Annotated in this window: 24 protein-coding genes; 10 read left to right on the top strand and 14 right to left on the bottom strand. The window is 51.7% G+C overall.

What is annotated here, in order from left to right:
* The first annotated feature begins 59 nt into the window (after positions 1-59).
* Entirely contained in the window at positions 60-701 is a 642-nt protein-coding gene (ribE, locus tag ACJHWT_RS06015) for a riboflavin synthase (protein ID WP_000493956.1), read from the top strand.
* 39 nt (positions 702-740) lie between these two features.
* Here ribE and cfa read toward each other — a convergent pair whose 3' ends face one another.
* Both cfa and punC read right to left on the bottom strand, forming a co-directional pair.
* Positions 741-1889: a cyclopropane fatty acyl phospholipid synthase gene (gene cfa / locus ACJHWT_RS06010; RefSeq protein WP_000098896.1), complete on the bottom strand. Its 1149-nt coding sequence runs from the start codon at positions 1887-1889 to the stop codon at positions 741-743.
* A gap of 290 nt (positions 1890-2179) precedes the next feature.
* Positions 2180-3391, bottom strand: coding sequence for a purine nucleoside transporter PunC (gene punC / locus ACJHWT_RS06005; protein WP_001182362.1), 1212 nt, complete (start codon positions 3389-3391; stop codon positions 2180-2182).
* Between the two features lie 112 nt (positions 3392-3503).
* Between punC and punR the strand changes: the two genes are divergently transcribed.
* Complete coding sequence (gene punR, locus ACJHWT_RS06000; protein WP_000269493.1) at positions 3504-4436, top strand: DNA-binding transcriptional activator PunR; 933 nt, start codon at positions 3504-3506, stop codon at positions 4434-4436.
* Here punR and purR read toward each other — a convergent pair.
* Positions 4433-5458, bottom strand: coding sequence for an HTH-type transcriptional repressor PurR (gene purR / locus ACJHWT_RS05995; protein WP_000190982.1), 1026 nt, complete (start codon positions 5456-5458; stop codon positions 4433-4435). The two genes, punR and purR, sit on opposite strands and share 4 nt — an antisense overlap.
* A 298-nt stretch (positions 5459-5756) precedes the next feature.
* Here purR and cydH point away from each other — a divergent pair, with 298 nt between their 5' ends.
* Both cydH and ACJHWT_RS05985 read left to right on the top strand, forming a co-directional pair.
* Positions 5757-5846 carry a cytochrome bd-I accessory subunit CydH gene (gene cydH, locus ACJHWT_RS05990; protein WP_000102278.1) on the top strand — a complete coding sequence of 30 codons (90 nt, stop codon included), beginning with the start codon at positions 5757-5759 and terminating at the stop codon, positions 5844-5846.
* A gap of 165 nt (positions 5847-6011) precedes the next feature.
* Complete coding sequence (locus ACJHWT_RS05985; protein ID WP_000701039.1) at positions 6012-7181, top strand: MFS transporter; 1170 nt, start codon at positions 6012-6014, stop codon at positions 7179-7181.
* Positions 7182-7326: 145 nt separating this feature from the next.
* On the opposite strand, the gene sodB is transcribed toward ACJHWT_RS05985, so the two are convergent.
* Both sodB and mepH read right to left on the bottom strand, forming a co-directional pair.
* Positions 7327-7908: a superoxide dismutase [Fe] gene (sodB, locus tag ACJHWT_RS05980; protein ID WP_000007283.1), complete on the bottom strand. Its 582-nt coding sequence runs from the start codon at positions 7906-7908 to the stop codon at positions 7327-7329.
* Positions 7909-8035: 127 nt separating this feature from the next.
* Positions 8036-8863: a peptidoglycan DD-endopeptidase MepH gene (mepH, locus tag ACJHWT_RS05975; RefSeq protein WP_000101156.1), complete on the bottom strand. Its 828-nt coding sequence runs from the start codon at positions 8861-8863 to the stop codon at positions 8036-8038.
* 334 nt (positions 8864-9197) lie between these two features.
* Between mepH and grxD the strand changes: the two genes are divergently transcribed.
* Positions 9198-9545, top strand: a complete 348-nt coding sequence (gene grxD, locus ACJHWT_RS05970) for a monothiol glutaredoxin 4 (RefSeq protein ID WP_000108172.1) — start codon at positions 9198-9200, stop codon at positions 9543-9545.
* A 50-nt stretch (positions 9546-9595) separates the two neighbouring features.
* Here the strand turns inward: grxD and ACJHWT_RS05965 are convergent, their stop codons facing one another.
* The 5 genes from ACJHWT_RS05965 to nemR form a co-directional block, all read right to left on the bottom strand.
* Complete coding sequence (locus tag ACJHWT_RS05965; RefSeq protein ID WP_001695792.1) at positions 9596-14212, bottom strand: ATP-dependent helicase; 4617 nt, start codon at positions 14210-14212, stop codon at positions 9596-9598.
* Positions 14213-14304: 92 nt separating this feature from the next.
* Positions 14305-14952 (bottom strand): ribonuclease T, encoded by a 648-nt coding sequence (gene rnt / locus ACJHWT_RS05960; protein ID WP_001282278.1) that lies wholly within the window; start codon positions 14950-14952, stop codon positions 14305-14307.
* Positions 14953-15054: 102 nt separating this feature from the next.
* Complete coding sequence (gloA, locus tag ACJHWT_RS05955) at positions 15055-15462, bottom strand: lactoylglutathione lyase (protein ID WP_001237796.1); 408 nt, start codon at positions 15460-15462, stop codon at positions 15055-15057.
* Positions 15463-15542: 80 nt separating this feature from the next.
* Positions 15543-16640 (bottom strand): N-ethylmaleimide reductase, encoded by a 1098-nt coding sequence (gene nemA / locus ACJHWT_RS05950; RefSeq protein WP_000093595.1) that lies wholly within the window; start codon positions 16638-16640, stop codon positions 15543-15545.
* Between the two features lie 36 nt (positions 16641-16676).
* Positions 16677-17276, bottom strand: a complete 600-nt coding sequence (gene nemR, locus ACJHWT_RS05945) for a DNA-binding transcriptional regulator NemR (RefSeq protein WP_001032947.1) — start codon at positions 17274-17276, stop codon at positions 16677-16679.
* Between the two features lie 102 nt (positions 17277-17378).
* On the opposite strand from nemR, the gene ACJHWT_RS05940 reads away from it, so the two are divergent.
* The 3 genes from ACJHWT_RS05940 (at position 17379) to sodC (ending at position 19165) form a co-directional block, all read left to right on the top strand.
* A complete protein-coding gene (locus ACJHWT_RS05940) occupies positions 17379-17618 on the top strand; it encodes a DUF1289 domain-containing protein (protein ID WP_000840481.1) in 240 nt (79 codons plus the stop codon).
* A gap of 48 nt (positions 17619-17666) precedes the next feature.
* Positions 17667-18563, top strand: coding sequence for an aldo/keto reductase family oxidoreductase (locus ACJHWT_RS05935; protein WP_000250656.1), 897 nt, complete (start codon positions 17667-17669; stop codon positions 18561-18563).
* 80 nt (positions 18564-18643) lie between these two features.
* Positions 18644-19165, top strand: coding sequence for a superoxide dismutase [Cu-Zn] SodC (sodC, locus tag ACJHWT_RS05930; RefSeq protein ID WP_001298528.1), 522 nt, complete (start codon positions 18644-18646; stop codon positions 19163-19165).
* Here sodC and ACJHWT_RS05925 read toward each other — a convergent pair whose 3' ends face one another.
* Genes ACJHWT_RS05925 through ACJHWT_RS05915 form a run of 3 tightly spaced genes read right to left on the bottom strand, consistent with a single transcriptional unit; the run spans position 19166 to position 22274 of the window.
* On the bottom strand, positions 19166-21178 hold the full coding sequence (locus ACJHWT_RS05925) for an FUSC family protein (protein WP_000994339.1): 2013 nt from the start codon (positions 21176-21178) through the stop codon (positions 19166-19168).
* Positions 21178-22035: an HlyD family secretion protein gene (locus tag ACJHWT_RS05920; protein ID WP_001317859.1), complete on the bottom strand. Its 858-nt coding sequence runs from the start codon at positions 22033-22035 to the stop codon at positions 21178-21180. Before ACJHWT_RS05920 ends, ACJHWT_RS05925 begins: the two co-directional genes overlap by 1 nt.
* A 2-nt stretch (positions 22036-22037) precedes the next feature.
* Complete coding sequence (locus tag ACJHWT_RS05915) at positions 22038-22274, bottom strand: DUF1656 domain-containing protein (protein ID WP_000670994.1); 237 nt, start codon at positions 22272-22274, stop codon at positions 22038-22040.
* Positions 22275-22474: 200 nt separating this feature from the next.
* Between ACJHWT_RS05915 and slyA the strand changes: the two genes are divergently transcribed.
* Entirely contained in the window at positions 22475-22909 is a 435-nt protein-coding gene (gene slyA, locus ACJHWT_RS05910) for a transcriptional regulator SlyA (RefSeq protein WP_000445640.1), read from the top strand.
* A gap of 46 nt (positions 22910-22955) precedes the next feature.
* Here slyA and slyB read toward each other — a convergent pair whose 3' ends face one another.
* Positions 22956-23423 carry an outer membrane lipoprotein SlyB gene (gene slyB, locus ACJHWT_RS05905; protein WP_000597201.1) on the bottom strand — a complete coding sequence of 156 codons (468 nt, stop codon included), beginning with the start codon at positions 23421-23423 and terminating at the stop codon, positions 22956-22958.
* 273 nt (positions 23424-23696) lie between these two features.
* On the opposite strand from slyB, the gene anmK reads away from it, so the two are divergent.
* The gene (anmK, locus tag ACJHWT_RS05900) at positions 23697-24806 is read left to right on the top strand and encodes an anhydro-N-acetylmuramic acid kinase (protein WP_000835069.1); all 1110 of its coding nucleotides are present in this window, start codon (positions 23697-23699) and stop codon (positions 24804-24806) included.
* The last annotated feature ends 56 nt before the right edge of the window (positions 24807-24862 follow it).

Below are 24862 nucleotides of genomic sequence, written 5' to 3'. Positions count from 1 at the left end.
GTTTGCCACCTGCTATTGTGCTGAACAGAATGTCTTAACTGATTTCAGGAGTTGTAAGTATGTTTACGGGGATTGTACAGGGCACCGCAAAACTGGTGTCGATTGACGAGAAACCAAATTTTCGTACGCATGTGGTGGAGTTACCCGACCACATGCTGGAGGGCCTGGAAACCGGTGCGTCCGTGGCGCATAACGGTTGCTGCCTGACCGTGACGGAAATTAACGGCAACCATGTCAGTTTTGACCTGATGAAAGAAACGTTACGCATTACCAATCTTGGCGATTTAAAAGTGGGGGATTGGGTAAACGTTGAGCGTGCGGCGAAATTCAGTGATGAAATTGGCGGACACTTAATGTCAGGTCATATTATGACCACCGCTGAAGTGGCGAAAATATTAACCTCGGAAAATAATCGCCAGATCTGGTTTAAAGTCCAGGATAGTCAGTTGATGAAATATATTCTGTACAAAGGATTTATTGGCATCGACGGTATTAGCCTGACCGTCGGCGAAGTCACGCCAACGCGTTTTTGCGTCCATTTAATTCCGGAAACCCTGGAACGCACGACTCTTGGGAAGAAAAAACTCGGCGCACGCGTCAACATTGAAATTGATCCACAAACTCAGGCAGTGGTAGATACCGTAGAACGTGTGCTGGCAGCACGAGAAAATGCCATGAATCAACCAGGTACAGAAGCCTGATCTGAAATCGCCCCCGGAGAGGGGGCGATAGAATAGCCTTTAGCGAGCGACTCGAAGGCCGTTTTCAACACCGCGTGAGAACACCACCTGCCAGAGCTGAATATCACGGGCGCGGAAAGCACCTGCACAGGCATTCAGATAATAGGTAAACATCCGTTTAAAGCGTTCACTGTAGTTATCCGCAATTTCTGGCCATGCGGCGAGGAATCGTTCATACCACGCCATCAACGTAGTATCGTAATCAGCACCGAAGTTATGCCAGTCTTCCATCACAAAGTGGGGTTCGCTGGACTGAGCAATCTGGCGTACAGAGGGCAGGCAACCGTTCGGAAAAATATATTTATTAATCCAGGGATCAACATTCAGATCGGTTTTTTTCGAACCGATAGTATGGAGCAGGAATATGCCTTCCGGTTTCAAATTACGATCCACCACCGCAAAATAGGTATCGTAATTTTTCGGTCCGACGTGCTCGAACATCCCCACAGAAACAATACGATCAAACTGGTCGTTCAGGTCACGATAATCTTGCAGCAAAATGGTGACATCCAGGCCTTCACAGCGTTCCTGAGCCATTTTTTGCTGTTCGGCAGAAATGGTGACGCCAACCACGCTTACGTCATAATTAGATGCCATGTAGTGCGCCAGTCCGCCCCAGCCGCAGCCAATATCCAGTACGCGCATCCCTGGTTTTAACTGCAATTTTTCACAAATCATTTTGAGCTTCGCCTGCTGGGCAGATTCCAGATTATCGGCATCTTTCCAGTAAGCGCAGGAATATTGCATGAAGGGATCAAGCATGCGGCTGAACAAGTCATTACCCAAATCGTAATGCTCTTTGCCGACTATCCAGGCACGTTTTTTACTCTGCAGATTGAAGAGACGAGCGCCGGCAATACGCAGCGTGTCTTTGAAATGATGGGGGAGTTGGTTCTCGAGACCTGCGCGTAAGACTTTGCTAAAAAACATATCCAGTCGGTCACATTCCCACCAGCCATCCATATAACTTTCGCCTAACCCCAACGATCCTTCCTGCAGAACGCGTTTAAAAAAATCGGGGTTTTTCACACGAATATCCGCCGGGGCAGAACCGTTAATGGCTATACCGGCACGGCTAAGTAATTCGTTGGCGATACGGTACCAGTTGTCATCCGGTACACTGACTTCTTCTATACACGATGAACTCATAGTTTCTCCATCACTGGTCGGTGATCAGAACCTTAAAACAGCGTAGACGCTTTTTGGGCTTTGTGAGAAATCTCGCAGAAAAAACCGCGAGTCTATAATCCGACGTAGAACAGAGGGAAAGGAGGAACCCTTGCCGAAATGACCATCCATAGTGAGTCGGGAACGATCCTGTCCCCGTAAAAACATAATATTTATCGTAGCTTTAACAACTCGAAATTAGTATAGGCCGCTAATTTCAATCATACAACAAAATTTTGTTAGCAGCCTAAGTATAAGTATATCGATATAGATCAGTGTGATTCGCTATGAGCGACTTCGGCATTGCCATGATTCTGGCAGTCAACTTCTTCACAACGTTGCATCATGTAACCCAGAGCAACCAGCACTACTGTTGATAACATCACGCTGGTGGTGGTGAGCAATGGCGTGCTGATACTGATCAGCCAGGAAACTACCAGACTTGCGAGGAAGCACAGACCCAGTTGTAGAGTGTTCTGCAACGCTGCGGCGCGACCGGTTGCATGTGGGAAGGGACGCAGCGCCTGGGCGACAACAATCGGGTAGATCGCGCCATTGGCAATCGCCATCACACAGAATGGGATCAGGATTTCGACTAGCGACACATGGCTAATGAAGCCCGCAGCCCAGGTCGCAATGACGCTGACAGCAAACAGTACCAGCAACCACGGTAATAACTGCTTGCCTTGCCATTTCTGCAGTGCGGCGCGACAGCCATAACCACCAATCAGAAACGCGATAGTTTGCGGGACATAACTTAAACCAATAACTGCCGGGCTGTAGCCCATTTCACTAAGGATGAACGGTGAGCCGGTCAGCCATGCAAAAAAACTGGCTGAACAGGCCGCATATATCAGCACGTTGCCGCGATAGGTTTTAGAACGTAGCAGGTCGGTAAAGGTCAGACCATCCTGACTATTGTTACGGGCCTTCGTCGTGGGTTTGAGCCAGAAAATAGGCAGAATCAGCACCACGGTAATGGCAAACAGGGTGGCGAAAATCGCCTGCCAGGAAAAATGGACCAGCAGCCAGCTTCCTAACAGAGGAGCCAGTGCCGGAGATAGACCCACCAGCGGCATGATGGTCGCAAAAATACGGTTAACTTTCTGTGAAGGATAATAATCCGTCACTAACGCTTGCCAGATAACTGCCGCGGCGCAGACACCCACAGCCTGTACAAAACGCAATACCAGCAGCGTAGCGGCGTTTTCTACCCACAGCATCCCCAGACTACCTAACGCAAAAATTGTCAGGCCGATTAATAATACCGGTTTACGACCATAACGGTCGGAGAGCGGCCCCCACAGAAGCTGGGCTGCGGCAAAACCGGCAAGGAACAGACTAAGGCTGGCACTGACAGCAGACGCAGGCGTTTGCAGGTCGGCCTGTATGGCGGCGAAAGCAGGCAGATACATATCGGTTGCCAGAAAACCGAGTACGCTCAAACCCGCCAGCCAGACTAAAAATCTTTTCCCAGGTTGCATGTATATTCTCTAAATCTCTCAATTAAACACCGCCGCAAAGTGTAGGGAGTGAAATTAGTGTTGTGAAACGGTAATATTTGATGACTGGTTTCAAAAATTTTGCAGGCAGACTATGTGGTCAGAATATTCACTCGAGGTTGTTGATGCGGTAGCGCGTAATGGTAGTTTTAGCGCTGCGGCACAGGAGTTGCATCGCGTTCCTTCTGCGGTCAGCTATACCGTGCGTCAGCTGGAAGAGTGGCTGGCGGTGCCGCTGTTTGAACGACGTCACCGTGATGTGGAACTGACCGCTGCCGGGGCGTGGTTTCTCAAAGAAGGGCGCTCTGTTGTCAAAAAAATGCAGATCACCCGGCAGCAATGTCAGCAGATAGCGAACGGCTGGCGCGGTCAGTTAGCTATCGCAGTGGATAATATTGTCAGGCCAGAACGTACACGGCAGATGATCGTTGATTTTTATCGCCATTTTGATGATGTCGAACTTCTTGTCTTTCAGGAAGTGTTCAACGGTGTCTGGGATGCGCTTTCCGACGGGCGCGTGGAACTGGCGATTGGCGCAACACGCGCGATTCCGGTAGGCGGTCGTTATGCCTTCCGCGATATGGGGATGCTAAGCTGGAGTTGCGTTGTTGCCAGCCACCACCCGCTGGCGTTGATGGATGGCCCGTTCAGCGATGATACGTTGCGCAACTGGCCGTCGTTGGTGCGCGAAGACACCTCGCGAACGCTACCTAAACGTATTACCTGGTTGCTGGATAACCAAAAAAGACTTGTCGTGCCTGACTGGGAATCATCGGCAACCTGTATCTCGGCAGGATTATGCATAGGGATGGTGCCAACACATTTCGCCAAACCGTGGCTTAATGAGGGGAAGTGGGTAGCACTAGAACTGGAAAACCCCTTCCCGGATTCGGCATGTTGTCTGACATGGCAGCAAAATGATATGTCGCCTGCGTTAACCTGGTTGCTTGAGTATCTCGGCGATAGTGAGACGCTGAATAAGGAGTGGCTGCGGGAGCCGGAAGAGACTCCCGCAACAGGTGATTAACGACGATAGTCGCGGAACGGGCCGTCAGCCACGGAGCGGCGTTCAATCAACCGCGGATGCACTTCAATGGACTGCGGTTCTTCACGTTTGTTGACGATACGATCCAACAGCATGTTGAACGCTGTTTCGCCCAGCGAATCTTTTGGCTGATGGATCGTGGTCAGCGCCGGCGTAAAATAGCGGGCGTTGCGCACGTTATCATAACCGATCAGCGAAACATCCTGCGGGACGCGCAGACCCATTTCATCAGCAGCACAAAGTGCGCCCATTGCCATGATATCGCCACCACAGAAGACGGCAGTAGGGCGATGCGGCTGCGACAGGATTTGCTGCATGGCGCGATAACCGGATTCAGGTTCAAAGTCACCCTGCACAATCCAGCTTTCCGGCACTTTGATCATCGCTTCTTCCATCGCCTTCATAAAACCGGCAAGGCGGCCTGCGCCGGTGTTACGTTCCAGCGGGCCAGGGATAACGCCGATTTCGCGATGACCGCGTTCAATCAGATAACGCCCGGCCATGTAGCCGCCTTCGAATGCGTTATCAATGACCGCATCGGTGAAGTCAGCTTTTGCTTCACCCCAGTCCATCACCACCATTGGGATATGGCGATACTCTTCCAGCATCGCCAGCAACGGCTCTGGGTACTCAGAACACATCACCAGCAGACCATCGACGCGTTTTTGCGCCATCATCGACAGATAAGCCCGCTGTTTCTCAAGATTGTTCCACGCATTGCCCAGAATCAGGGTGTAACCTTTCTGGAAGCAATTTTTTTCAACCGCTTCAATGATCTCGGCAAAATAGGCCGCTTCGCTGCTGGTCGCCAGCAAACCGATAGACTTGGTGTGGTTAACCTTCAGGCTACGCGCCACCGCGCTAGGGGAGTAGTGTAATTCTTTAATCGCTGCCCACACGGCGTTGCGCGTTTCTTCAGCGACGAAACGTGTTTTGTTGATCACGTGTGACACAGTTGTAGTGGAAACGTTTGCTCGTTTCGCTACATCTTTTATTGTTGCCATTCCATTTCACTCCAGACCCTAACTTCAGCTCCTGCAAAATCGCAAGGTAAACGTTTGCCTTTACACACCTTACGCACAACAAAAGTGTTGCGGTACGCCGGAAAAACGACACGGAGCGTCAGGAAGGGGTCAATGGCCAGTACGCAAATAGTGTAAGCGTGGAATTTTGGCCGATCTTGACGAAAAGGGGAAGTGGTAAAAACACTTATCATTATAAATGACGGGAGATTTTTTCATCACAGTGTGTAAAAATGCGTAATATCACTTTTTGTGTGGTAATAAAAAAGGAGAAAACTTGATGAGCACCGACCTTAAATTTTCACTGGTAACAACGATTATCGTCCTCGGTTTGATCGTGGCCGTGGGTTTGACAGCCGCGCTGCACTGATTTCCTCTCGAGGGAGCGCGTTCTCCCTCGCATCTCCTTCCTGTTTGTTAGCAAAATGGCAAAAGTGTTTTCTCTTTTTGTTATTTTCATTTTTTTGTGATTGCTGTCATGCTTTCGCCACTTTAATGAATATCGCGTAATGACGCGAAGAGGTGGAGATAAGGCATGAAAATTAACTATCCGTTGCTGGCGCTGGCGATTGGCGCGTTTGGTATCGGGACAACGGAGTTCTCGCCAATGGGCTTATTGCCCGTCATTGCGCGCGGTGTGGATGTCTCGATTCCCGCTGCCGGAATGTTAATCAGTGCCTATGCAGTTGGCGTAATGGTTGGCGCGCCGCTGATGACGCTTCTACTTTCTCATCGTGCTCGCCGCAGTGCGTTGATTTTCCTGATGGCGATTTTCACGCTCGGCAACGTACTTTCCGCCATCGCGCCGGATTATATGACGCTGATGCTTTCACGCATTTTGACCAGCCTGAATCACGGAGCATTTTTTGGTTTGGGTTCAGTTGTGGCCGCAAGCGTGGTGCCAAAACATAAACAGGCCAGCGCAGTTGCCACTATGTTTATGGGGTTAACCCTGGCAAATATCGGTGGCGTTCCGGCAGCGACCTGGTTGGGCGAAACCATCGGCTGGCGGATGTCATTTCTGGCAACGGCGGGGCTGGGCGTGATTTCAATGGTAAGTCTGTTCTTCTCATTACCTAAAGGTGGCGCAGGGGCGCGACCTGAAGTGAAAAAAGAGCTGGCGGTATTAATGCGTCCGCAGGTGCTGTCTGCATTGCTGACGACGGTACTGGGAGCTGGTGCAATGTTTACCCTCTACACCTATATCTCTCCGGTACTGCAAAGTATTACCCACGCAACGCCGGTGTTCGTTACGGCAATGCTGGTGCTGATTGGTGTCGGATTCTCTATCGGTAACTATCTCGGCGGCAAACTGGCAGATCGTTCAGTTAACGGCACGTTGAAAGGCTTTTTGTTGCTGCTGATGGTGATTATGCTAGCAATCCCGTTCCTGGCCCGCAATGAGTTCGGCGCAGCTATTAGCATGGTGGTGTGGGGAGCTGCAACCTTTGCGGTCGTACCGCCGTTACAGATGCGCGTGATGCGTGTCGCCAGTGAAGCGCCTGGTCTGTCTTCATCAGTCAATATTGGTGCCTTTAATCTTGGAAATGCGCTGGGAGCTGCTGCTGGTGGTGCGGTAATTTCCGCTGGGCTGGGATACAGCTTTGTGCCGGTGATGGGGGCGATTGTCGCGGGACTGGCATTATTGCTGGTGTTTATGTCAGCCAGAAAACAACCTGAGGCAGTTTGCGTTGCCAACAGCTAATTACACAAAAACGCAGAAGGATAACCTTCTGCGTTACAGTTGCTGGCAACGTGCGATTTATCTTGCCGGATGCGGTGTTAACGCTTCATCCGAGTTGGCATGGTAAGCGAAGTGCATCAGGCAATGTTGCATTTGCCATCAGTTATTATGCAGCGAGATTTTTCGCTACGAATTCCCAGTTCACCAGCGCCCAGAAGTGCTCCAGATAGCCAGGACGTGCATTGCGATAGTCGATGTAATAAGCGTGTTCCCAGACATCAACGGTCAGCAGCGGAGTCGCATCGGTGGTCAGCGGAGTACCCGCGTTAGAGGTTGAAACGATAGCCAGTTTGCCATCGCTGTTTTTCACCAGCCAGGTCCAGCCAGAACCAAAGTTTTTGATTGCTGCATCAGTAAACTGTGCTTTGAAATCGGCAAAGCTGCCAAAAGATGCGGCGATAGCTTCAGCGACTTTTCCAGTCGGTTCGCCACCCGCGTTCGGTGCCAGGCAGTTCCAGTAGAAAGTATGGTTCCAGACCTGAGCTGCGTTGTTGAATACGCCACCTTCAGAGCTGCGAATAATCTCTTCCAGTGATTTACCTTCAAACGCGGTACCTTTAATCAGGTTGTTCAGGTTAGTGACATAAGTCTGATGATGCTTGCCATAGTGATACTCGATGGTTTCCGCAGAAATGTGCGGTGCCAGAGCATCTTTAGCATATGGTAGTGCAGGTAATTCGAATGACATTGCTACTCTCCTTTATTATTAATTTGCATACGTACAATAGCCTTATTGTGCGTATGGATAGGGTAGCAAATTAAAAGGTGAGACAAAAGATGAACTTACCCTGTTGCCGTAACAACAGGGTAAAGTTTTAGCGAAGTGTTTTTGGGGTCATTACCCGACGAGCGCCAACATAGTGGCGCTGCCAGTAGTCTTCACTGAGAGAAGTGATTTGAATTTCTTGGCCCGTGCGCGGTGACTGAATAAATTTGCCGTTGCCGACATACACGCCGACATGATCGGCTGTACCGCGTCCCTGAGTACGGAAGAAGACCAGGTCGCCGTTTTTCAGTTCACTACGTTCGATAGGTGCTGCATCACGCAGGTGATACATTTCATTCGCCGTACGCGGAATACGAATTTTCACCAAATCTTTATAAGCGTAATAAACCAGGCCGCTGCAATCAAAACCGGTACGCGGTGAGCTGCCGCCCCAACGATATGGCTTACCAATTTGTTGCATCAGTTTATTCATTGCCACTTTCGTGGCTTTTTGCACCTTCGCTTTGTGCGCGTCGGCAAGGGTTCCTGACGCGGCATTTTTGACTTTCACACAATGCGATTTATAGCCCTTACGTTTGGTACACTTTTCGGTAAAGTTGGCTGAGGCCGTTTTATTGACGGCATGTTTGCTGCGAGTTTTGGCGTTTTTAGAAGCGGTAATGGAAGATTTTTTAACGGAAGAAGCGGTTTTGCTTTTGGTCGTACTTTTACTGGCGGCTTTTTTCGCTGTTTTCTGGCTGGCTTTCTGGGTCTTTTTGGTGGTTGCCGTGCTTTTCTTTTTATCTGCTTTTTTGGTGATATGAGTAGTAGCAGAACTCTCCCTGGCTTGCTTTGAAGCATGGGCCATAGGCGTTAAAGGCAGGGTGGTAAAAAGTAAAGCACAGAGCGTGATCGAAATTAGGTTTATCCGCGCCACTGAGCGTCCCTCTGTTAAGGCAGGTCTATCATGCCTGCGTCTGATTTACAAAACTTGATGATTCTAATGCATAGAAGAAGAGAAAGTTAATAGCTTTTATTGTTAAAAAATACGTTTCGTTGGCGAGCGCAAAAAAATGCAGCAGTGAAAGCTAAAAATGGTTATAAATACGCCAGTTTGCCGTGCGTCAGGGAAGAAACGAATATTTGAAATGCAACAAATAGAGCAAAGGGATAAAATAGCAAAAGCGTGATGAAAATGTTATTTTCCGATGCCGCACTGACCCGCTACAATGTCAGATTACTGCCGTAAAGAAGTTTGAGGAAGCAAGACAATGAGCACCACTATCGAAAAAATCCAACGCCAGATTGCTGAAAACCCGATCCTGCTGTACATGAAAGGTTCACCGAAACTGCCGAGCTGCGGTTTCTCTGCCCAGGCAGTCCAGGCGCTTGCCGCATGTGGCGAACGTTTTGCCTATGTTGATATCCTGCAGAATCCGGACATTCGTGCGGAACTGCCGAAATATGCTAACTGGCCGACCTTCCCGCAACTGTGGGTTGACGGCGAGCTGGTCGGCGGTTGTGATATCGTGATCGAAATGTATCAGCGTGGCGAACTGCAGCAGCTGATCAAAGAAACTGCCGCTAAATACAAGTCTGAAGAGCCGGACGCTGAATAATCCGTCCTGCAATACTGACGGATGCGAACGGGCATCCGTCAGTCCTTTCTCTATCCCCAATCCAGCCCTTGTGGCGAACTTGAAAATCCCGCCTCACGCAGCAGCGTAAACATCGGCGTTTGCCGGACCGGTAGGTCATTCACTTCTGTTAGCGTAAAGCGCAGCCGTGGTTCGCGACGCAGTGCGGTAGTCAGCGCGTGGAAAATCTCTGGGGCGAGTAATTCCTCTTTTTCCTGCCAGACCAGCATTTTTTTGCCACCTTGCGCCAGATAGAGTAACAATTTGCCGCCAGAAACGACCACCAGCGCACCCGCCCGACGCGTTGGTATCAGCGTTGCCGGATGTGCAGGCCAGGGCAGAAGATTTCCCCATGCATTAGCCGGATCGTTGGCAGAGAGCGCCACTGGTGTATAGTGGCGCGTTTGCGTGGCTTGTGTCGCCAGATCGCGCAATCGGTCAATAGTCAGACGTTCAGCGAATTGCGCGCCACCCAGACCTTCTACAAAACGACCTCGCATAATTCGCCCGGAGTCTTCCATACTTCGACAAAGCGTTTGCATCGATGGAAACCCGCCAGGGATATTTTCGGCTATCACCGCCTGACGACTGATGATGCCGTAGCGGTCGAGCATATTTTCCGCCAGCGCCAGCATCCTTTCGGTATCGTTTAGTGGCTCCACCTGCAATAACGACCAGCGTCCAGCAAGCTTTGGTGTGTTGTAAGATACCAGCGGCGAGACGGGTTGCGCATAGACAGGACGTCCACGACGAGCCCGGTGACTGCGGCGAGTTGAGGTGCGTGTGTTGGTACTGCTGCGGGTGAGGGCGCGTAACGGTGCCCAAATGTCGCTGGTGATGACGCCTTGCCAGACCAGCGCCCATAACGCCTCTTGCATGGCTGAGGGATCAACCGATTCGCCGATTTTATCGCGTATCCGTTGGCTGATTTGTTGTGCAAACCAGGCTCCTCCGTCAGCCAGAACCGTGACTATCGCTTGCTGCAGCGCCGAACGATTCGCCTGATTCGCTTCGGCGGGAGTGAACGATTCTGCGGCATATTCCTGTAGATGCAGTGCCACCAGACCGTCATCTTCACCCAGCTTTTTTTGCCCCGACCAGATAACCGCACCGGTTGCCAGTAATTCATCGAGCATTTCTGGCGAATAGTCGCGTACGCGGGCAGGCAGGATCTGGCTTTCCCAGAGTGAGGCGGGTAAACCGACTCCGGCAAGCTGTTCGATCACCTGCATGACGCCATCCACGCCCTCATAAACGCCTGGCGATGTTGAGGCAAAGAGTGCCGGGCTACCATCGGTGGCGGGTAATACGCCCTGACGTTCCAGCAGCAATCGCGCATAGGTCGTGGCCGCAACGGGACGCGTCGCTTCTCTGGCGGCTTGCAGCGAGCGCAAACGCAGACGACGAAATACTTCATCGCTCACCCAGATGTCTTGTTGCAGATTCATCACCAGCCCCTGTTCGCGCAGTTGCTGAAGTTGCTCTTCGACAATGGCAATACCGAGACTAAACTCATGAGCCAGTTGTTCAGACGTGACCAGAGCATGAGCCCGGAGATAGCGCAGAAAGAGGTCGCGAAGCGGGTAACTGACTCGGTGCAAATAAATCTCTGGCAGTGACTCTGGTAGTCGTACGCCGAGGGCATCGCGCAGCCTGGCGGCATCATCCATACAGGCAAGACGCTCCTGCCCGCTAATCATCGTCGGGAAGATTCGTTTTACTGCAAGAAGATTTTCCAGATACGACGCAATCTCTTCACTGCTGCCTGTATGCCGTTGCGCCAGGTCTTCAACGGTCATTGGCCCCAGTTCGTGCAGCAGGTCGAACAATCCTTCTTCACCTTTCGCTCTTCTGCCAGGAGCCAGTCGTTGCAACTCTTCTTCCACCTGGCGAATGACCTGCGGGTCGAGTAATTCCCCCGGATCGACCTGTCCGAGTAGATTGCGCAGTAACTCGCTGTCCAGCGACAGTACGGATGCCCGGCGCTCTGCCAGCGGGGCGTCGCTCTGGTACATAAATTCCGCGACATAGCCGAACAATAAACTGGCGGCGAAAGGCGAAGGCGTAGTGGTCGTTACATCGGATATTTGAATTTCGCCACCGTTCAGGCGACGCATCAAACGTTCCAGCGCGGGAAGATCATAAACATCTTGCAGACATTCGCGTAGGGTTTCGAGAATGACCGGAAAATCTGGATATCCCTGAGCGATTTCCAGCAACTGACTGGCGCGCAGCCGTTGTTGCCAGAGCGGGGGGCGATGGCCCGGCGTGCGGCCCGGCATTAATAATGCCCGCGCGGCGCATTCGCGAAAACGGGCGGCGAAAAGTGCCGAGCTGCCTACCGCCTCGCGGACAATTTGCAGCAACTTTTCTGGTTCAAACAAAAAAATCGCGGCATCGGGCAATTTACCATCGGTGTCAGGAATGCGCGCAACAATGCCGTCATCACTGGCAACCACAGACGCGTCAGCGCCCCATAGTGCATGTATTCGCCCGGCAATCGCCAGCGCCCAGGGTTCATGCACCCGTCTTCCATAGGGAGAGTGCAAAATAATACGCCAGTCACCAATTTCATCACGGCACCGTTCGAGGACAAGATGACGACTACCTGGAACGATGCCCGTCGCGTTGCGCTGCTCGTCAATCAACCCCTGAATATTGGCGATCGTATTTTCTTCTGCCAACCACGGGGGAATAGTCCCGGAAAAGAACGCGCCATCCGCCAGTAAATGGAGAAAATCGCCGATCATCTCGCCTAATTCTGCCGGACGTCCGTTACCTTCACCACGCCAGAAGGGGAGCCGGGCAGAACGACCCGGAGCAGGAGTCACAATCACCTGATCGCGGGTGATTTGCTGGATCCGCCATGAGGTAGCGCCGAGAGTGATAATGTCGTTCACCCGCGACTCATATACCATCTCCTCATCCAGTTCACCCACCCGCCGCGAACCGGCCTGTTCTTCACCTTCGGGTAATAACACGCTATACATGCCACGATCCGGAATGGTGCCGCCGCTGGTAACCGCCAACAATTGAGCGCCAGGTCGGGCGGTCAATATCCCGGTCTCCCGGTTCCAGACCAGTTTGGGGCGAAAAGCAGAAAAATCGCCAGAGGGATAGCGCCCGGAAAGCATATCCAGCGTGGCGTCAAAAACACGTCTTGGCAGATCTTTCCACGGTGCGGCACGGCGTACGCGGGAGTACCATTCGTCTACCTGTAATGCATCCATCGCCGCGGCGGCAACGGTTTGCTGCGCAAGGACGTCGAGTGGATTATGCGGCGGTGTCAGGTTTTCCAGCCTGCCTGCGAACATACACTCTACAATGACTGCGGAATCGACTAAGTCACGCCTGGTTCGGGGGAAAAAAAGCCCTTTAGATACACCGCCAACCTGATGTCCGGCGCGACCAATGCGTTGTAACCCACTGGCAACAGAAAGCGGCGTTGCCACCTGAATCACCAGATCCACCGCGCCCATATCAATCCCCAGTTCGAGACTGGAGGTTGCGACCACACAGCGTAATTCACCCGATTTCAACGCCTGTTCGGTGATTGCTCGTTGTTCTTTAGAGACGGAGCCGTGGTGTGAGCGGGCAATAAAAATGTCGCTACTTTGTACACGGTTAGAGGTTGCGCCGGAGGTCGACTCGAAATGGGCCGCATCAACGGCGATAGATGGGGAACGCTGTAAGCGTGCGGCGTAAAGCTCATTTAATCGTGTCGTCAGTTTTTCCGCCAGCCCGCGTGAATTAGTAAAGACAATGGTCGAGCGATGGCGCAAAACTTCATCAAGGATACCCGTTTCAATATATGGCCAGATGGAGCCTTCCCGGCCGGCATGGCTGTCTTCGCCGGTGCCGCTGGCGACCGATGAGACATCATCCATATTGGCGACCGGTACGACAATCCGTATCTGCGGATGGCGCATTGCGGGCGGGTTGACTACCGTAACCGGGCGATCGCCACCAAGAAATGCTGCCACATCGCTGGCTGAACGCACAGTGGCAGAAAGGCCAATTCGCTGTGCTGAGGTGTGGAGCAGCGTATCGAGCCGCTCCATACTTAACGCCAGATGCGCACCACGTTTACTGCCCGCTACCGCGTGGACTTCATCAATAATTACCGTTTCGACGCCGCGTAGCGTTTCGCGCGCGCGGGAGGTCAGCATCAGATAGAGTGATTCGGGTGTGGTGATCAGAATATCCGGCGGATTACGGGTGAGTTTGCTGCGTTCCTGTGCAGGCGTATCGCCAGTACGGATCCCCACGCGAAGATTGACTTCCGTTTCGCCGCGCCGCCGCCGTTCATCGGCAATACCCTGTAACGGGATCTGCAAGTTGCGCTGAACGTCGGTGCCCAGAGCTTTGATCGGTGAAATATAGAGGATGCGTGAGGTTTTACGCTTATGCGCCTCGCGGGTATCTTCGCCGCCTTCGCGGAAGAGCTGATCGAGGGCGTAGAGAAATGCTGCCAGCGTTTTCCCGGAGCCAGTCGGTGCAATCACCAGCGCATGTTCGCCTCGCGCCGCCACATGCCAGGTTTGCGACTGGACAGCGGTCGGCTGTTTAAAGGCGCGAAGAAACCAGTCGCGGGTCGCCGGTGAAAACACGTCCGGCAGGGGCGATGAAGGGTTTAGATTATCTGCCATTAACGCTATTCCCCGTGAATATCATGCATGATGCGTGGAATAGCCTCACTATAGATGCCTGAATCATTGCATGTCATCAGGCATCGACTCGATTACACCTCTTCGGCGGCAGGTAGCGGCCAGCCTCCCAGACGTTTCCAGCGGTTGACGATTTCACAAAACAGCACAGCAGTGCGTTCGGTGTCGTACAGCGCGGAGTGCGCCTGGGTGCTGTCGAAGTCCATGCCAGCGGTCTGGCAAGCCTTTGACAATACGGTTTGTCCGAGTGCCAGCCCGGCCAGTGCAGCAGTGTCAAAAGTGGCGAAAGGGTGGAACGGGTTACGTTTCAGTGAGGCGCGTTCTGCGGCGGCCATCATAAAGTTGTGATCGAAATTGGCGTTGTGCGCCACCATAATGGCGCGGTTACAGCCGCTCGCTTTAATGCCTTTACGTACAACTTTAAAAATTTCGTGCAGCGCCTCGTATTCGCTGACCGCGCCGCGATCGGGATCGTTCGGGTCAATGCCGTTGAAGGCGAGGGCCTCTGGCTGCAAATTTGCGCCGACAAATGGTTCGACGTGGAAATGTAATGTGGTGTCCGGCATCAGCCAGCCTTGTTCATCCATTTTCAGGGTGATGGCGGCAATCTCAAGCAGCGCATCGGTTTTGGCGTTAAATCCGGCTGTTTCAACATCGATCACAACAGGATAAAAACCACGAAAACGGTCGCACAGACCGGTAAGTTGAGCGTTATCGGACATCTGATTCTCTTAATACGGATAAATTGCAGCGCGCATTATGACAAATATTACTTGTCGATGCAGTAAAGATGCGGGCGCGATGAGTTCACGCCCGGCAGGAGATTAGTTGCCCAGACCGCGACCGGCGTCTTTCTCTTCGATTAACTCAATTTTGTAACCGTCCGGATCTTCCACAAACGCGATAACCGTAGTACCGCCTTTTACCGGACCCGCTTCACGGGTCACGTTACCCCCGTTTTGACGGATTTTTTCGCACGCTTCAGCGGCGTTATCTACGCTAAGCGCGATGTGACCATAAGCAGTGCCGAGTTCGTATTTATCCACGCCCCAGTTGTAGGTCAGTTCAATCACCGCTTCTTCGGTTTCCGGACCGTAGCCAACAAACGCCAGTGAGTATTTGTATTCCGGGTTTTCGCTGGTACGCAGCAGTTTCATGCCCAGCACTTTGGTATAAAAATCGATGGAGCGTTGCAGATCGCCAACGCGCAGCATGGTATGAAGAAGACGCATCTTTTTATCCTCAAAATGGCTAACAGATTCAAAATGTTGTTTTAGTATAGCGGCGGCTTTGCGCCGCTCGCAATGTTGGATTACAGCGTCGGGTAATCAGTGTAGCCTTCCGCGCCGCCACCGTAAAAACTTTCGGCACGCTGTGGGTTAAGCTCAGCTTTGCGTTGCAAGCGGGCGACCAGATCCGGGTTCGCAATCCAGTCACGACCAAATGCCACCGCATCAATTAACCCTTTGCCGATCAGCGTTTCGGCTTTTTCTACCGTGTATGCACCTGCGCCGATAATCGGACCGTGGAAACGGGCGCGTACTTTTTCGCGGAACGCATCAGTATACGGTTCACCCCCCGCCCAATCTGGTTCTGACATATGCAGATAAGCAATGCCGCGTTTACCCAGTTGTTCTATCAGATACAGTGCATCGGCTTCTTCATTCGGGCCGTTATCTGTGTTCTGGAAAGTACCGATTGGCGAAACGCGAATGCCAATGCGATCGGCACCCCATTCTTCAATCCCGGCATCGACCACTTTCAGCACCAGACGTGCGCGATTTTCCACGCTGCCGCCGTACTGATCGGTACGATGGTTTGAAGAAGGAGAAAGGAACTGATGCAGCAAATAACCATGAGCAGAGTGGAGCTCTACCAGATCAAAACCGGCTTCACGCGCGTTAGCAATGGCCTGACGGAAATCATTGACGATACCCGGAATCTCTTCCAGTTCAAGCGCACGCGGCATGGATGTTTCAACACGGATCGCCTGACCATTTTCATCGCGCAGAGAAGTACGTGTTCCCGCGCTAAGTGCGGAAGGCGCTACCGGTGCCTGACCGCCAGGTTGCAGGCTGGCGTGAGAAATGCGTCCGGTGTGCCACAGCTGTACGGCCATATGACCATTTTCAGCATGAACGCCAGCGGTAATTTTTTTCCATGCGGCAATTTGTTCCGGACTATGGATGCCAGGTGCACCAGCATACCCTTTTGCCTGGGCAGAAATTTGCGTGGCTTCGCTAATAATCAAACCGGCACTGGCACGTTGGCGATAGTATTCCGCCATCAACGGGGTAGGGATGTCACCCGGTTCAATACTGCGCAGACGCGTCAGCGGTGCCATAAAAATACGGTTTGCCGCCGTGATCGCGCCCACTTTCAGTGGGGAATACAGTTTTTCAGATGACATAAAGGCTCCCGGTCGTCTGGTGATAAAAAATGCCTGCTAAACGGCAGGCGTCGCAATAATGGTTTTTACATGTGCCAGCGCGTTTTCCAGTGGCTCGGAATTGCGCGAAATTTTGGCCTGCAGATTCGCACCCAGCCATAGTGCGTAAAGCACTTGTGCCTGTTGCAGCGGTTCGCCACAAAAGGTTAAACAATGGCTATCACGGCCATTTTCCAGCGCCTGCGAGAGCAGGGCGATCACGCCGCGAGCGCCTTTATCCATCGCGCTACGCATATCTTCTGACAGATCGCACACTTCGGCAGAGAGTTTTACTGTCAGGCAACCACTGATGGTTCCATGTTGGCAAAACTGGTTCAGTGTTTGCTGGTAATAAGCCAGTATGCGGTCGCGGTAGTTACCTTCGCCGGATTGCAGCAACTCAGTCAGTCGCTGGTGATATGTGGCGTAATGGCGCTCAAGCATGGCAACGCCAAACGCTTCTTTAGAGCGAAAGTAGTGATAGAAGGACCCTTTCGGCACTTCAGCGGTTTTTAGTAATTCGCTTAGCCCCATCCCGGTGAACCCACGTTGCAGGCAAAGTTGCTCGCCCGTCGCCAGGAGATGTTCGCGAGTATCATGTTCGGTGTGTTTGTTCATGCGTTGGAGTGTAGTAGACCAGTCGGTCTAGCGCAAGCAAAGTTGCTACTTTGGGCATTAACAGCTTCAATAATGGTAATAATCTTATTTGAGGAGGGCGAAGTGGCGGAGCAATTAGAGTTCTTTCCCGTCCAGAGCCCGTGCCGGGGAATTTGCCAGTCTGACGAACGCGGGTTTTGTCGCGGCTGTTTTCGTAGTCGGGATGAGCGTTTTAACTGGAATAAAATGAGCGATGGCGAAAAACAAGAGGTACTGCGCCTTTGTCGGCAGCGGTTAATGCGCAAATTACGTGCAAATAAGCCAGCGTCATCAGACGAACCGGAGCAACCATCACTCTTTTGAGCCTAATCTTGCGTATACTCCTCTCATATCTGATAAGAGGAAGCGATTATGGTTCAGCGTATTACTATTGCGCCGCAAGGCCCGGAGTTTTCCCGTTTTGTGATGGGCTACTGGCGATTGATGGACTGGAATATGTCCGCCCGCCAGCTGGTCAGTTTTATTGAAGAGCATCTGGATCTCGGCGTGACCACCGTGGACCATGCTGATATTTATGGTGGCTATCAGTGCGAAGCGGCGTTTGGCGAGGCGTTGAAACTGGCACCTCACCTGCGTGAACGGATGGAAATCGTCAGTAAATGCGGTATCGCGACGACCGCGCGTGAAGAAAACGTCATTGGCCATTACATTACTGACCGCGATCACATCATTAAGAGCGCCGAACAGTCGCTAATTAATCTCGCGACCGATCATCTGGATCTGCTGTTAATCCACCGACCAGACCCGTTAATGGATGCCGATGAAGTGGCGGACGCGTTTAAACATCTGCATCAGAGCGGCAAAGTGCGTCATTTTGGCGTATCGAACTTTACGCCTGCGCAATTTGCGCTTTTGCAATCACGCCTGCCGTTTACCCTTGCCACTAATCAGGTGGAAATATCCCCGGTACATCAGCCGTTACTGCTGGATGGCACGCTCGACCAACTGCAACAACTGCGTGTTCGTCCGATGGCGTGGTCCTGCCTTGGTGGTGGTCGTCTGTTTAATGATGATTATTTCCAGCCGCTGCGTGATGAACTGGCTGTGGTGGCAGAGGAGTTAAACGCGGGCTCGATTGAACAGGTGGTTTACGCCTGGGTATTACGTTTACCGTCGCAGCCGCTGCCAATTATCGGCTCAGGTAAAATTGAGCGCGTACGGGCAGCTGTCGAAGCAGAAACACTGAAAATGACCCGTCAACAATGGTTTCGTATCCGTAAAGCGGCACTAGGTTACGACGTACCGTAAGCACTTTTAGGAATAGCCGCCGTTCAAAAATGTGTCACTGGTTTACACTTATTCAGGAATGCACAATGAACGGAGGTCCTATGAAACGTTTTAGTCTGGCCATTCTGGCGCTGGTTGTTGCGACCGGCGCACAAGCTGCCAGTGAAAAAGTCGAGATGAACCTCGTCACGTCGCAAGGGGTTGGGCAGTCAATTGGTAGCGTCACCATTACTGAAACCGATAAAGGTCTGGAGTTTTCGCCCGATCTGAAAGCATTACCTCCCGGTGAACATGGCTTCCATATTCATGCCAAAGGAAGCTGCCAGCCAGCCACCAAAGATGGCAAAGCCAGCGCCGCAGAATCCGCAGGCGGGCATCTTGATCCACAAAATACCGGTAAACATGAAGGGCCAGAAGGTGCCGGGCATTTAGGCGATCTGCCTGCACTGGTAGTCAATAATGACGGCAAGGCGACCGATGCCGTCATCGCGCCTCGTCTGAAATCACTGGATGAAGTCAAAGACAAAGCGCTGATGGTCCACGTTGGCGGCGATAATATGTCCGATCAACCCAAACCGCTGGGCGGTGGCGGTGAACGCTATGCCTGTGGTGTAATTAAGTAATTAAGAAGCCAGCGTACCTTGCGGCGGTGCTTGCTCAAGTTGCGAAAGCGAGCAGTACAGCCGCCAGACAATTGCCGCCAGTTCTCGGGCGGCAGGTTGATGATGACGGGCAAGGCAGTCGCAAATTCGCTGTAATTCTTCAAGTGTGGCCGCCAGTGATTTTTGCTGAACGCCACGCTCACTCATCACTCCCCGCAACAGTGAAATACAGTTATCCCGTACTCGCGATAACGGATCGGAACGCGATTCCCAGTCGCGCAATTGCCAGACAACATGAGAACAGTTCAGCAACACTACACCCCAGCGTAATAACCAACGGCGAGCCAGCGCATCCTGGCTGTTACTCAACTGACTGACGTGATGATAAGTGAGCGATTCAAATTCGCTTTCACTCAGTGTTGGATGGCGGCTTAGTTGATCGACAAAATCCCGGCGCAGCGCGCGAATATGGCGGCGGCTTTTACGAGCATCCGATCCTGGACGCAGAATGGCGAACGCTAACCACGCCAACGCGACGCCAACAATTTTTGCCAGATTATCGTTAAGAAAATCAGCAAAATCATACACCGGGGGATTAGTGACAGCGATAAACGAACCCATAAAAACAATCAGTTGCCCCCACAGTGCGGCAAATTTGGGCATCTGCAATTTAAGAAGCTGCATTGTCGCCAGCAGTGGAAAGAGAAACAGTAAAAATTGCCACAGATCGCTAATCTGCACCATCAGGCCAAATTTGACCACAAAGCTGAATAGCGAAAGTAACACCAGCGTGCGCATCAGCAGTGACAACGACTTAAACGGTGCCGCGACGGCGGAGTAGAGTACGCAGCTAATTGCTGCCAGCGTTAAAGCATTGGCACCGGCATCCCATTGCGAAGCAATACTCCATGCGCCAATCATCATCAACGTACAAAATGTACGCAGCCCGCTCCACATAGCTTCGGCGTTATCGGTATGACGAGCCAGGCCGGATGTCCGTGGGAGTCTGGCACGATCATCTACACCGCTTTGCAGACGATGTAATTCCTGACTACTTTGCAGATAAAGGCGGCAAAAATAACGTAGTCGCTGCCAGAAGGCGACGTGCCGGTAGTCGGCGACGTTGGTCGGGCGTAGCGGGGAGATAATACGTGCGACGGTGTAAACATCTGTTTGCGAACTGGCGAGCGCCGTCAGCAGCTGTTCGAGAATTTCTCGCGTGGCATCTGGCGGTGAGGGCCAGTTGAGCAACATACGTCGCAGGCTGGAGATGACACTGGTCATACGTAATTGCTGGTGGAGTAGCGCATTAAGACGCGCGTTTTGCTGGCGAAAACGATAGTGGCTCCAGAAAGCCTGGATACGCAGCAAATTCATGGTCAGTATCTGCCCAATCACCCCTTCATGTGCTGCACGAATGGCATCGGTTGTTTCAGGCCGCCAGAGTAAACTGGCATGTTCCAGTAATCGGGCGTGCATGTTTTTCAATGCGGTTAAAAGGGCTGTAGCATCGGAACTGCTCGGCAGGATCATCATCATCATGCCGCCGCACAAAATACCGACTATCACCTCGCAAACACGCGCCTGAGCGATATCCCACAGCTGGCTGGCCTCAGTAATATTAACCATCGGAAAGGCGATGATGGCAGCCGTGTAGCCCGCCAGTTGAAATGCATACGCGACGTTATTCGTGAAGTGCGCACAGGCCCAGGTACAAAAGCCAAGCCACGCCGACATGCTCAATAGAAAAAACCACGGCTCATTGAGCGTATGTCCGGCAAGAAGCAGTGCCGCAATGGCTCCGAGCAAACTGCCAGCGATGCGTCCGAGGCTTTTGCTGATGACACCGCCAACGGTGGGAAAGCTAACCACCGCAGCCGAGGTCATCGCCCAATAGGGCTCATCAAGATTCAAATAATAGGCAACCGTCAGCGCCAGACACATGGCAATGGTATTGCGTAACGCATAACGCCATTGCGCCAGCGTGGCCCTGAACCAGGGCAAATTGCGCAAGGACCATGACGATGCGTTCATTATTGACCTACGGCAATGCTACAGGTGGTGCCCGACACCAGCGTGACATCGCCTGGGACTTTATCCAGCGTAAAGCGGACGGGAACGCGTTGGGCGAGGCGAACCCAGGGGACGTTAGGTTTCACATCCGGAATAAGGCTTGAGTCACTTTCAACGCTCTGATCATAAATCGCCCGACCGATACTGGACGCGTGACCCTGTAACGTTTTGTTATCACTATAGAGGGTAATTTGTGCTGGTGCACCTTCGCGGATATGGCGCAATTTGGTTTCTTCAAAATAACCAATGACGTAAAACGAGTGGCTGTCAACAAGGGCAAACAGCGGTTTCCCGGTGTCAGCGTAGTCGCCGATGCGGGTAGTGAGATTAGTCACCCATCCACTCACCGGGGCGCGAATTTCCGTTTGCGCCAGTTGCCATTGTGCCTGTTTTAGCGTCGCCTGTGCGGCATCAACGCTGGCCTGCATCGCTTTAACATTGAGGTTAGCGGTATCGAGTTCTTCGGCAGAAATAAAATTTTGTGAGAGATGACGACGACGATTCGCTTCGTTATTGGCTTTTGCGAGGTCAGATTGCGCTTTCGCCAGCTGAGCCTGTGCGTTCAGCTCGGCGATCTGAAAGGGCGTTTTATCGATCGTGAGCAGAAGATCCCCCGCGTTAACCAGCTGGTTGTCTTTTATATTCAGCTCAACAATACGTCCCGACACCTGTGGGGTGATAGAAACCTGTTCTGCGCGTATTTTCCCGTCGCGTGTCCACGGAGATTGCATGTAAAAATTCCACAGCCACCATCCGGCAAGAACCGCAACTACCGCTACAATGATTGTTGAGAAATACTTAATTGTTTTAATTGACATAGTTACCACGCAATCAGTATTGCCAGAGCAAGGCAAACGCAAATCGCAAACAGCGATAAATCCATTAACAAGGGATGCCAGATGTCACCGGCGTAGATCCAGCCTCGAAGCAGGCGGTGTATGACAAGCCAGATGACGAATCCAAATGCGAAGGCTTTGAAAAACGGAGGAAAGTAGACGGACGCACCGAACACCAGATCTTGTAAGGGCAATCCTGTTGCATTGAGCATAAACTTCACAAAGTAGATTCCTTTACGACAGAATATATTGCGTTAGATTAATAAATATTCTTTAAGTGCGAAAAATTTACGCGCAATTTCTGAAAAATATGTCTGACGGTAACCAAATGCAGCAATACATTTGTTTTAGCAATACAATTGCTGCACACTATTCTAAAAGCCGCATAATATCTTAGCAAGCTAATTATAAGGAGATGAAATTGGAATCGCCACTAGGTTCTGATCTGGCACGGTTGGTGCGCATATGGCGTGCTCTGATAGACCATCGCCTGAAACCGCTGGAGTTAACACAAACCCATTGGGTTACGTTACACAATATCCATCAGTTACCTCCAGACCAGTCGCAAATTCAACTGGCAAAAGCGATTGGCATCGAGCAGCCATCACTGGTCCGTACGCTGGACCAACTGGAAGAAAAAGGGTTAATTTCGCGTCAAACTTGTGCCAGCGATCGTCGGGCTAAACGTATTAAACTGACGGAAAAGGCAGAGCCGCTGATCAGCGAAATGGAAGCTGTTATTAACAAAACCCGCGCGGAAATTTTACATGGCATCTCCGCAGAGGAACTGGAACAACTGATTAAGCTCATCGCAAAACTTGAGCATAATATCATTGAGTTACAGGCCAAAGGGTGAAATGAAGGGGGCGTGTGGTCAGTAACCTGACCACACGCAAACTTATTTAGCGCGGGGAAACGGTCACCTGACTGCCATTGCTGGCCAGTACGACACGTTGGCCTGGAGAGAAATGAGTGTTCCCTTGTTTCTGTACCACCATGATGGTGTTGCCATCATCTTTACGAATTTCCAGCTCGACACCCTGCGTTTTGTTCATTGCACTCTGTACGCCCTGACCGGCTACACCACCTGCAACAGCCCCTGCTGCAGTAGCCAGAGAACGCCCGGTTCCGCCACCAATAGTATTTCCCAGGAAACCACCAAGTACAGCACCGCCAATTGCGCCGATAACGTTGGAATCATCACCGCCCTGAATCTGTACCTGACGTACATTAACGATGGTGCCATAGCTGACATTCTGTACTTGTTTCGCTTCAGAAGCGGTATAAACATCCCCTGACAGGGTGTCGTTATTAACACAACCGACAAGAGACAGACCTACCATTGAAACAACCAATACGCGTTTAATCATTGAAAAATCTCCTGTTCACCATGAAACGCCACGCAAGCATCCCTCATGGTCAAAGTATATGGCATATGTGAATCCATGGTTACATGTTCTACCAAATATGAGCAAATCATAATGAAAGTAGGATCAACCAATTATAAACAAAATATTCATGATGATTATTGATTTGAAGATAATGTTTTACTACCAACGGTAAAAATTGGTCATTCCGCATGGTATTCACGAAAAGTTTATGTTTGAGTGGTGCGCAAACGTCAGATTGAAAAAGGATGAACTATGAAATCGGGCCGCTTTATTGGCGTTATGTCAGGCACCAGCCTTGATGGTGTTGATGTTGTGTTGGCGACAATTGATGAACACCGGGTCGCACAGCTGGCAAGTTTGAGCTGGCCGATCCCGGTGTCTCTGAAACAGGCTGTACTGGATATTTGCCAGGGCCAGCAGCTTACACTTTCGCAGTTTGGACAGCTTGATACTCAACTCGGGCGACTTTTTGCTGATGCGGTCAATGCCTTGCTTAAGGAACAAAACCTGCAGGCGAGAGATATCGTTGCGATCGGCTGTCACGGTCAAACCGTCTGGCATGAACCGACGGGCGTGGCACCACACACTTTACAGATTGGCGATAACAATCAAATTGTGGCGCGCACCGGAATTACGGTTGTCGGTGATTTTCGCCGTCGCGATATTGCCTTGGGAGGACAAGGTGCACCGCTGGTACCTGCGTTCCATCATGCGCTGCTGGCTCACCCAACCGAGCGACGAATGGTGCTCAATATTGGCGGCATCGCCAATCTGTCACTGCTCATTCCTGGCCAGCCGGTTGGGGGCTACGATACCGGTCCTGGTAACATGCTGATGGATGCCTGGATCTGGCGTCAGGCCGGTAAACCTTACGATAAAGATGCCGAGTGGGCACGGGCGGGTAAAGTTATTCTCCCACTGCTGCAAAATATGCTCAGCGACCCATATTTCTCGCAACCCGCACCGAAAAGCACCGGACGCGAATACTTTAACTACGGCTGGCTGGAGCGCCATTTGCGCCATTTTCCGGGGGTTGATCCCCGTGATGTGCAGGCCACACTGGCAGAACTCACCGCCGTGACCATTTCTGAACAAGTTTTGTTGAGCGGTGGCTGCGAACGATTGATGGTATGTGGTGGAGGTGGTCGTAATCCGCTACTCATGGCGCGTCTGGCGGCATTACTGCCAGGCACAGAAGTCACCACCACCGATGCCGTTGGCATTAGTGGCGATGACATGGAAGCATTGGCGTTCGCCTGGCTTGCCTGGCGAACGCTGGCGGGATTACCAGGAAATCTGCCTTCCGTCACTGGCGCAAGCCAGGAGACGGTACTGGGGGCTATTTTCCCCGCTAACCCGTGATATCAGAGTTAACTGAATTTTTCTTACCGCGTCTGCCGTTACACTTGGAACGTTAG

Origin of the sequence: Escherichia sp. WS338 (assembly GCF_046486405.1) — a bacterium.
Lineage (GTDB): Bacteria > Pseudomonadota > Gammaproteobacteria > Enterobacterales > Enterobacteriaceae > Escherichia > Escherichia coli.
The sequence above is the reverse complement of the archived record's forward strand: the minus strand, read 5'-3'. Positions and strand labels throughout refer to the sequence as shown.

Bases quoted from the DNA above. Each gene is read 5' to 3' on its own strand.
- ribE (WP_000493956.1), top strand. From the start codon at position 60: ATGTTTACGGGGATTGTACAGGGCACCGCAAAACTGGTGTCGATTGAC.
- cfa (WP_000098896.1), bottom strand. From the start codon at position 1,889: ATGAGTTCATCGTGTATAGAAGAAGTCAGTGTACCGGATGACAACTGG.
- punC (WP_001182362.1), bottom strand. From the start codon at position 3,391: ATGCAACCTGGGAAAAGATTTTTAGTCTGGCTGGCGGGTTTGAGCGTA.
- punR (WP_000269493.1), top strand. From the start codon at position 3,504: ATGTGGTCAGAATATTCACTCGAGGTTGTTGATGCGGTAGCGCGTAAT.
- purR (WP_000190982.1), bottom strand. From the start codon at position 5,458: ATGGCAACAATAAAAGATGTAGCGAAACGAGCAAACGTTTCCACTACA.
- cydH (WP_000102278.1), top strand. From the start codon at position 5,757: ATGAGCACCGACCTTAAATTTTCACTGGTAACAACGATTATCGTCCTC.
- ACJHWT_RS05985 (WP_000701039.1), top strand. From the start codon at position 6,012: ATGAAAATTAACTATCCGTTGCTGGCGCTGGCGATTGGCGCGTTTGGT.
- sodB (WP_000007283.1), bottom strand. From the start codon at position 7,908: ATGTCATTCGAATTACCTGCACTACCATATGCTAAAGATGCTCTGGCA.
- grxD (WP_000108172.1), top strand. From the start codon at position 9,198: ATGAGCACCACTATCGAAAAAATCCAACGCCAGATTGCTGAAAACCCG.
- ACJHWT_RS05965 (WP_001695792.1), bottom strand. From the start codon at position 14,212: ATGGCAGATAATCTAAACCCTTCATCGCCCCTGCCGGACGTGTTTTCA.
- rnt (WP_001282278.1), bottom strand. From the start codon at position 14,952: ATGTCCGATAACGCTCAACTTACCGGTCTGTGCGACCGTTTTCGTGGT.
- gloA (WP_001237796.1), bottom strand. From the start codon at position 15,462: ATGCGTCTTCTTCATACCATGCTGCGCGTTGGCGATCTGCAACGCTCC.
- nemA (WP_000093595.1), bottom strand. From the start codon at position 16,640: ATGTCATCTGAAAAACTGTATTCCCCACTGAAAGTGGGCGCGATCACG.
- nemR (WP_001032947.1), bottom strand. From the start codon at position 17,276: ATGAACAAACACACCGAACATGATACTCGCGAACATCTCCTGGCGACG.
- ACJHWT_RS05935 (WP_000250656.1), top strand. From the start codon at position 17,667: ATGGTTCAGCGTATTACTATTGCGCCGCAAGGCCCGGAGTTTTCCCGT.
- sodC (WP_001298528.1), top strand. From the start codon at position 18,644: ATGAAACGTTTTAGTCTGGCCATTCTGGCGCTGGTTGTTGCGACCGGC.
- ACJHWT_RS05925 (WP_000994339.1), bottom strand. From the start codon at position 21,178: ATGAACGCATCGTCATGGTCCTTGCGCAATTTGCCCTGGTTCAGGGCC.
- ACJHWT_RS05920 (WP_001317859.1), bottom strand. From the start codon at position 22,035: ATGTCAATTAAAACAATTAAGTATTTCTCAACAATCATTGTAGCGGTA.
- slyB (WP_000597201.1), bottom strand. From the start codon at position 23,423: ATGATTAAACGCGTATTGGTTGTTTCAATGGTAGGTCTGTCTCTTGTC.
- anmK (WP_000835069.1), top strand. From the start codon at position 23,697: ATGAAATCGGGCCGCTTTATTGGCGTTATGTCAGGCACCAGCCTTGAT.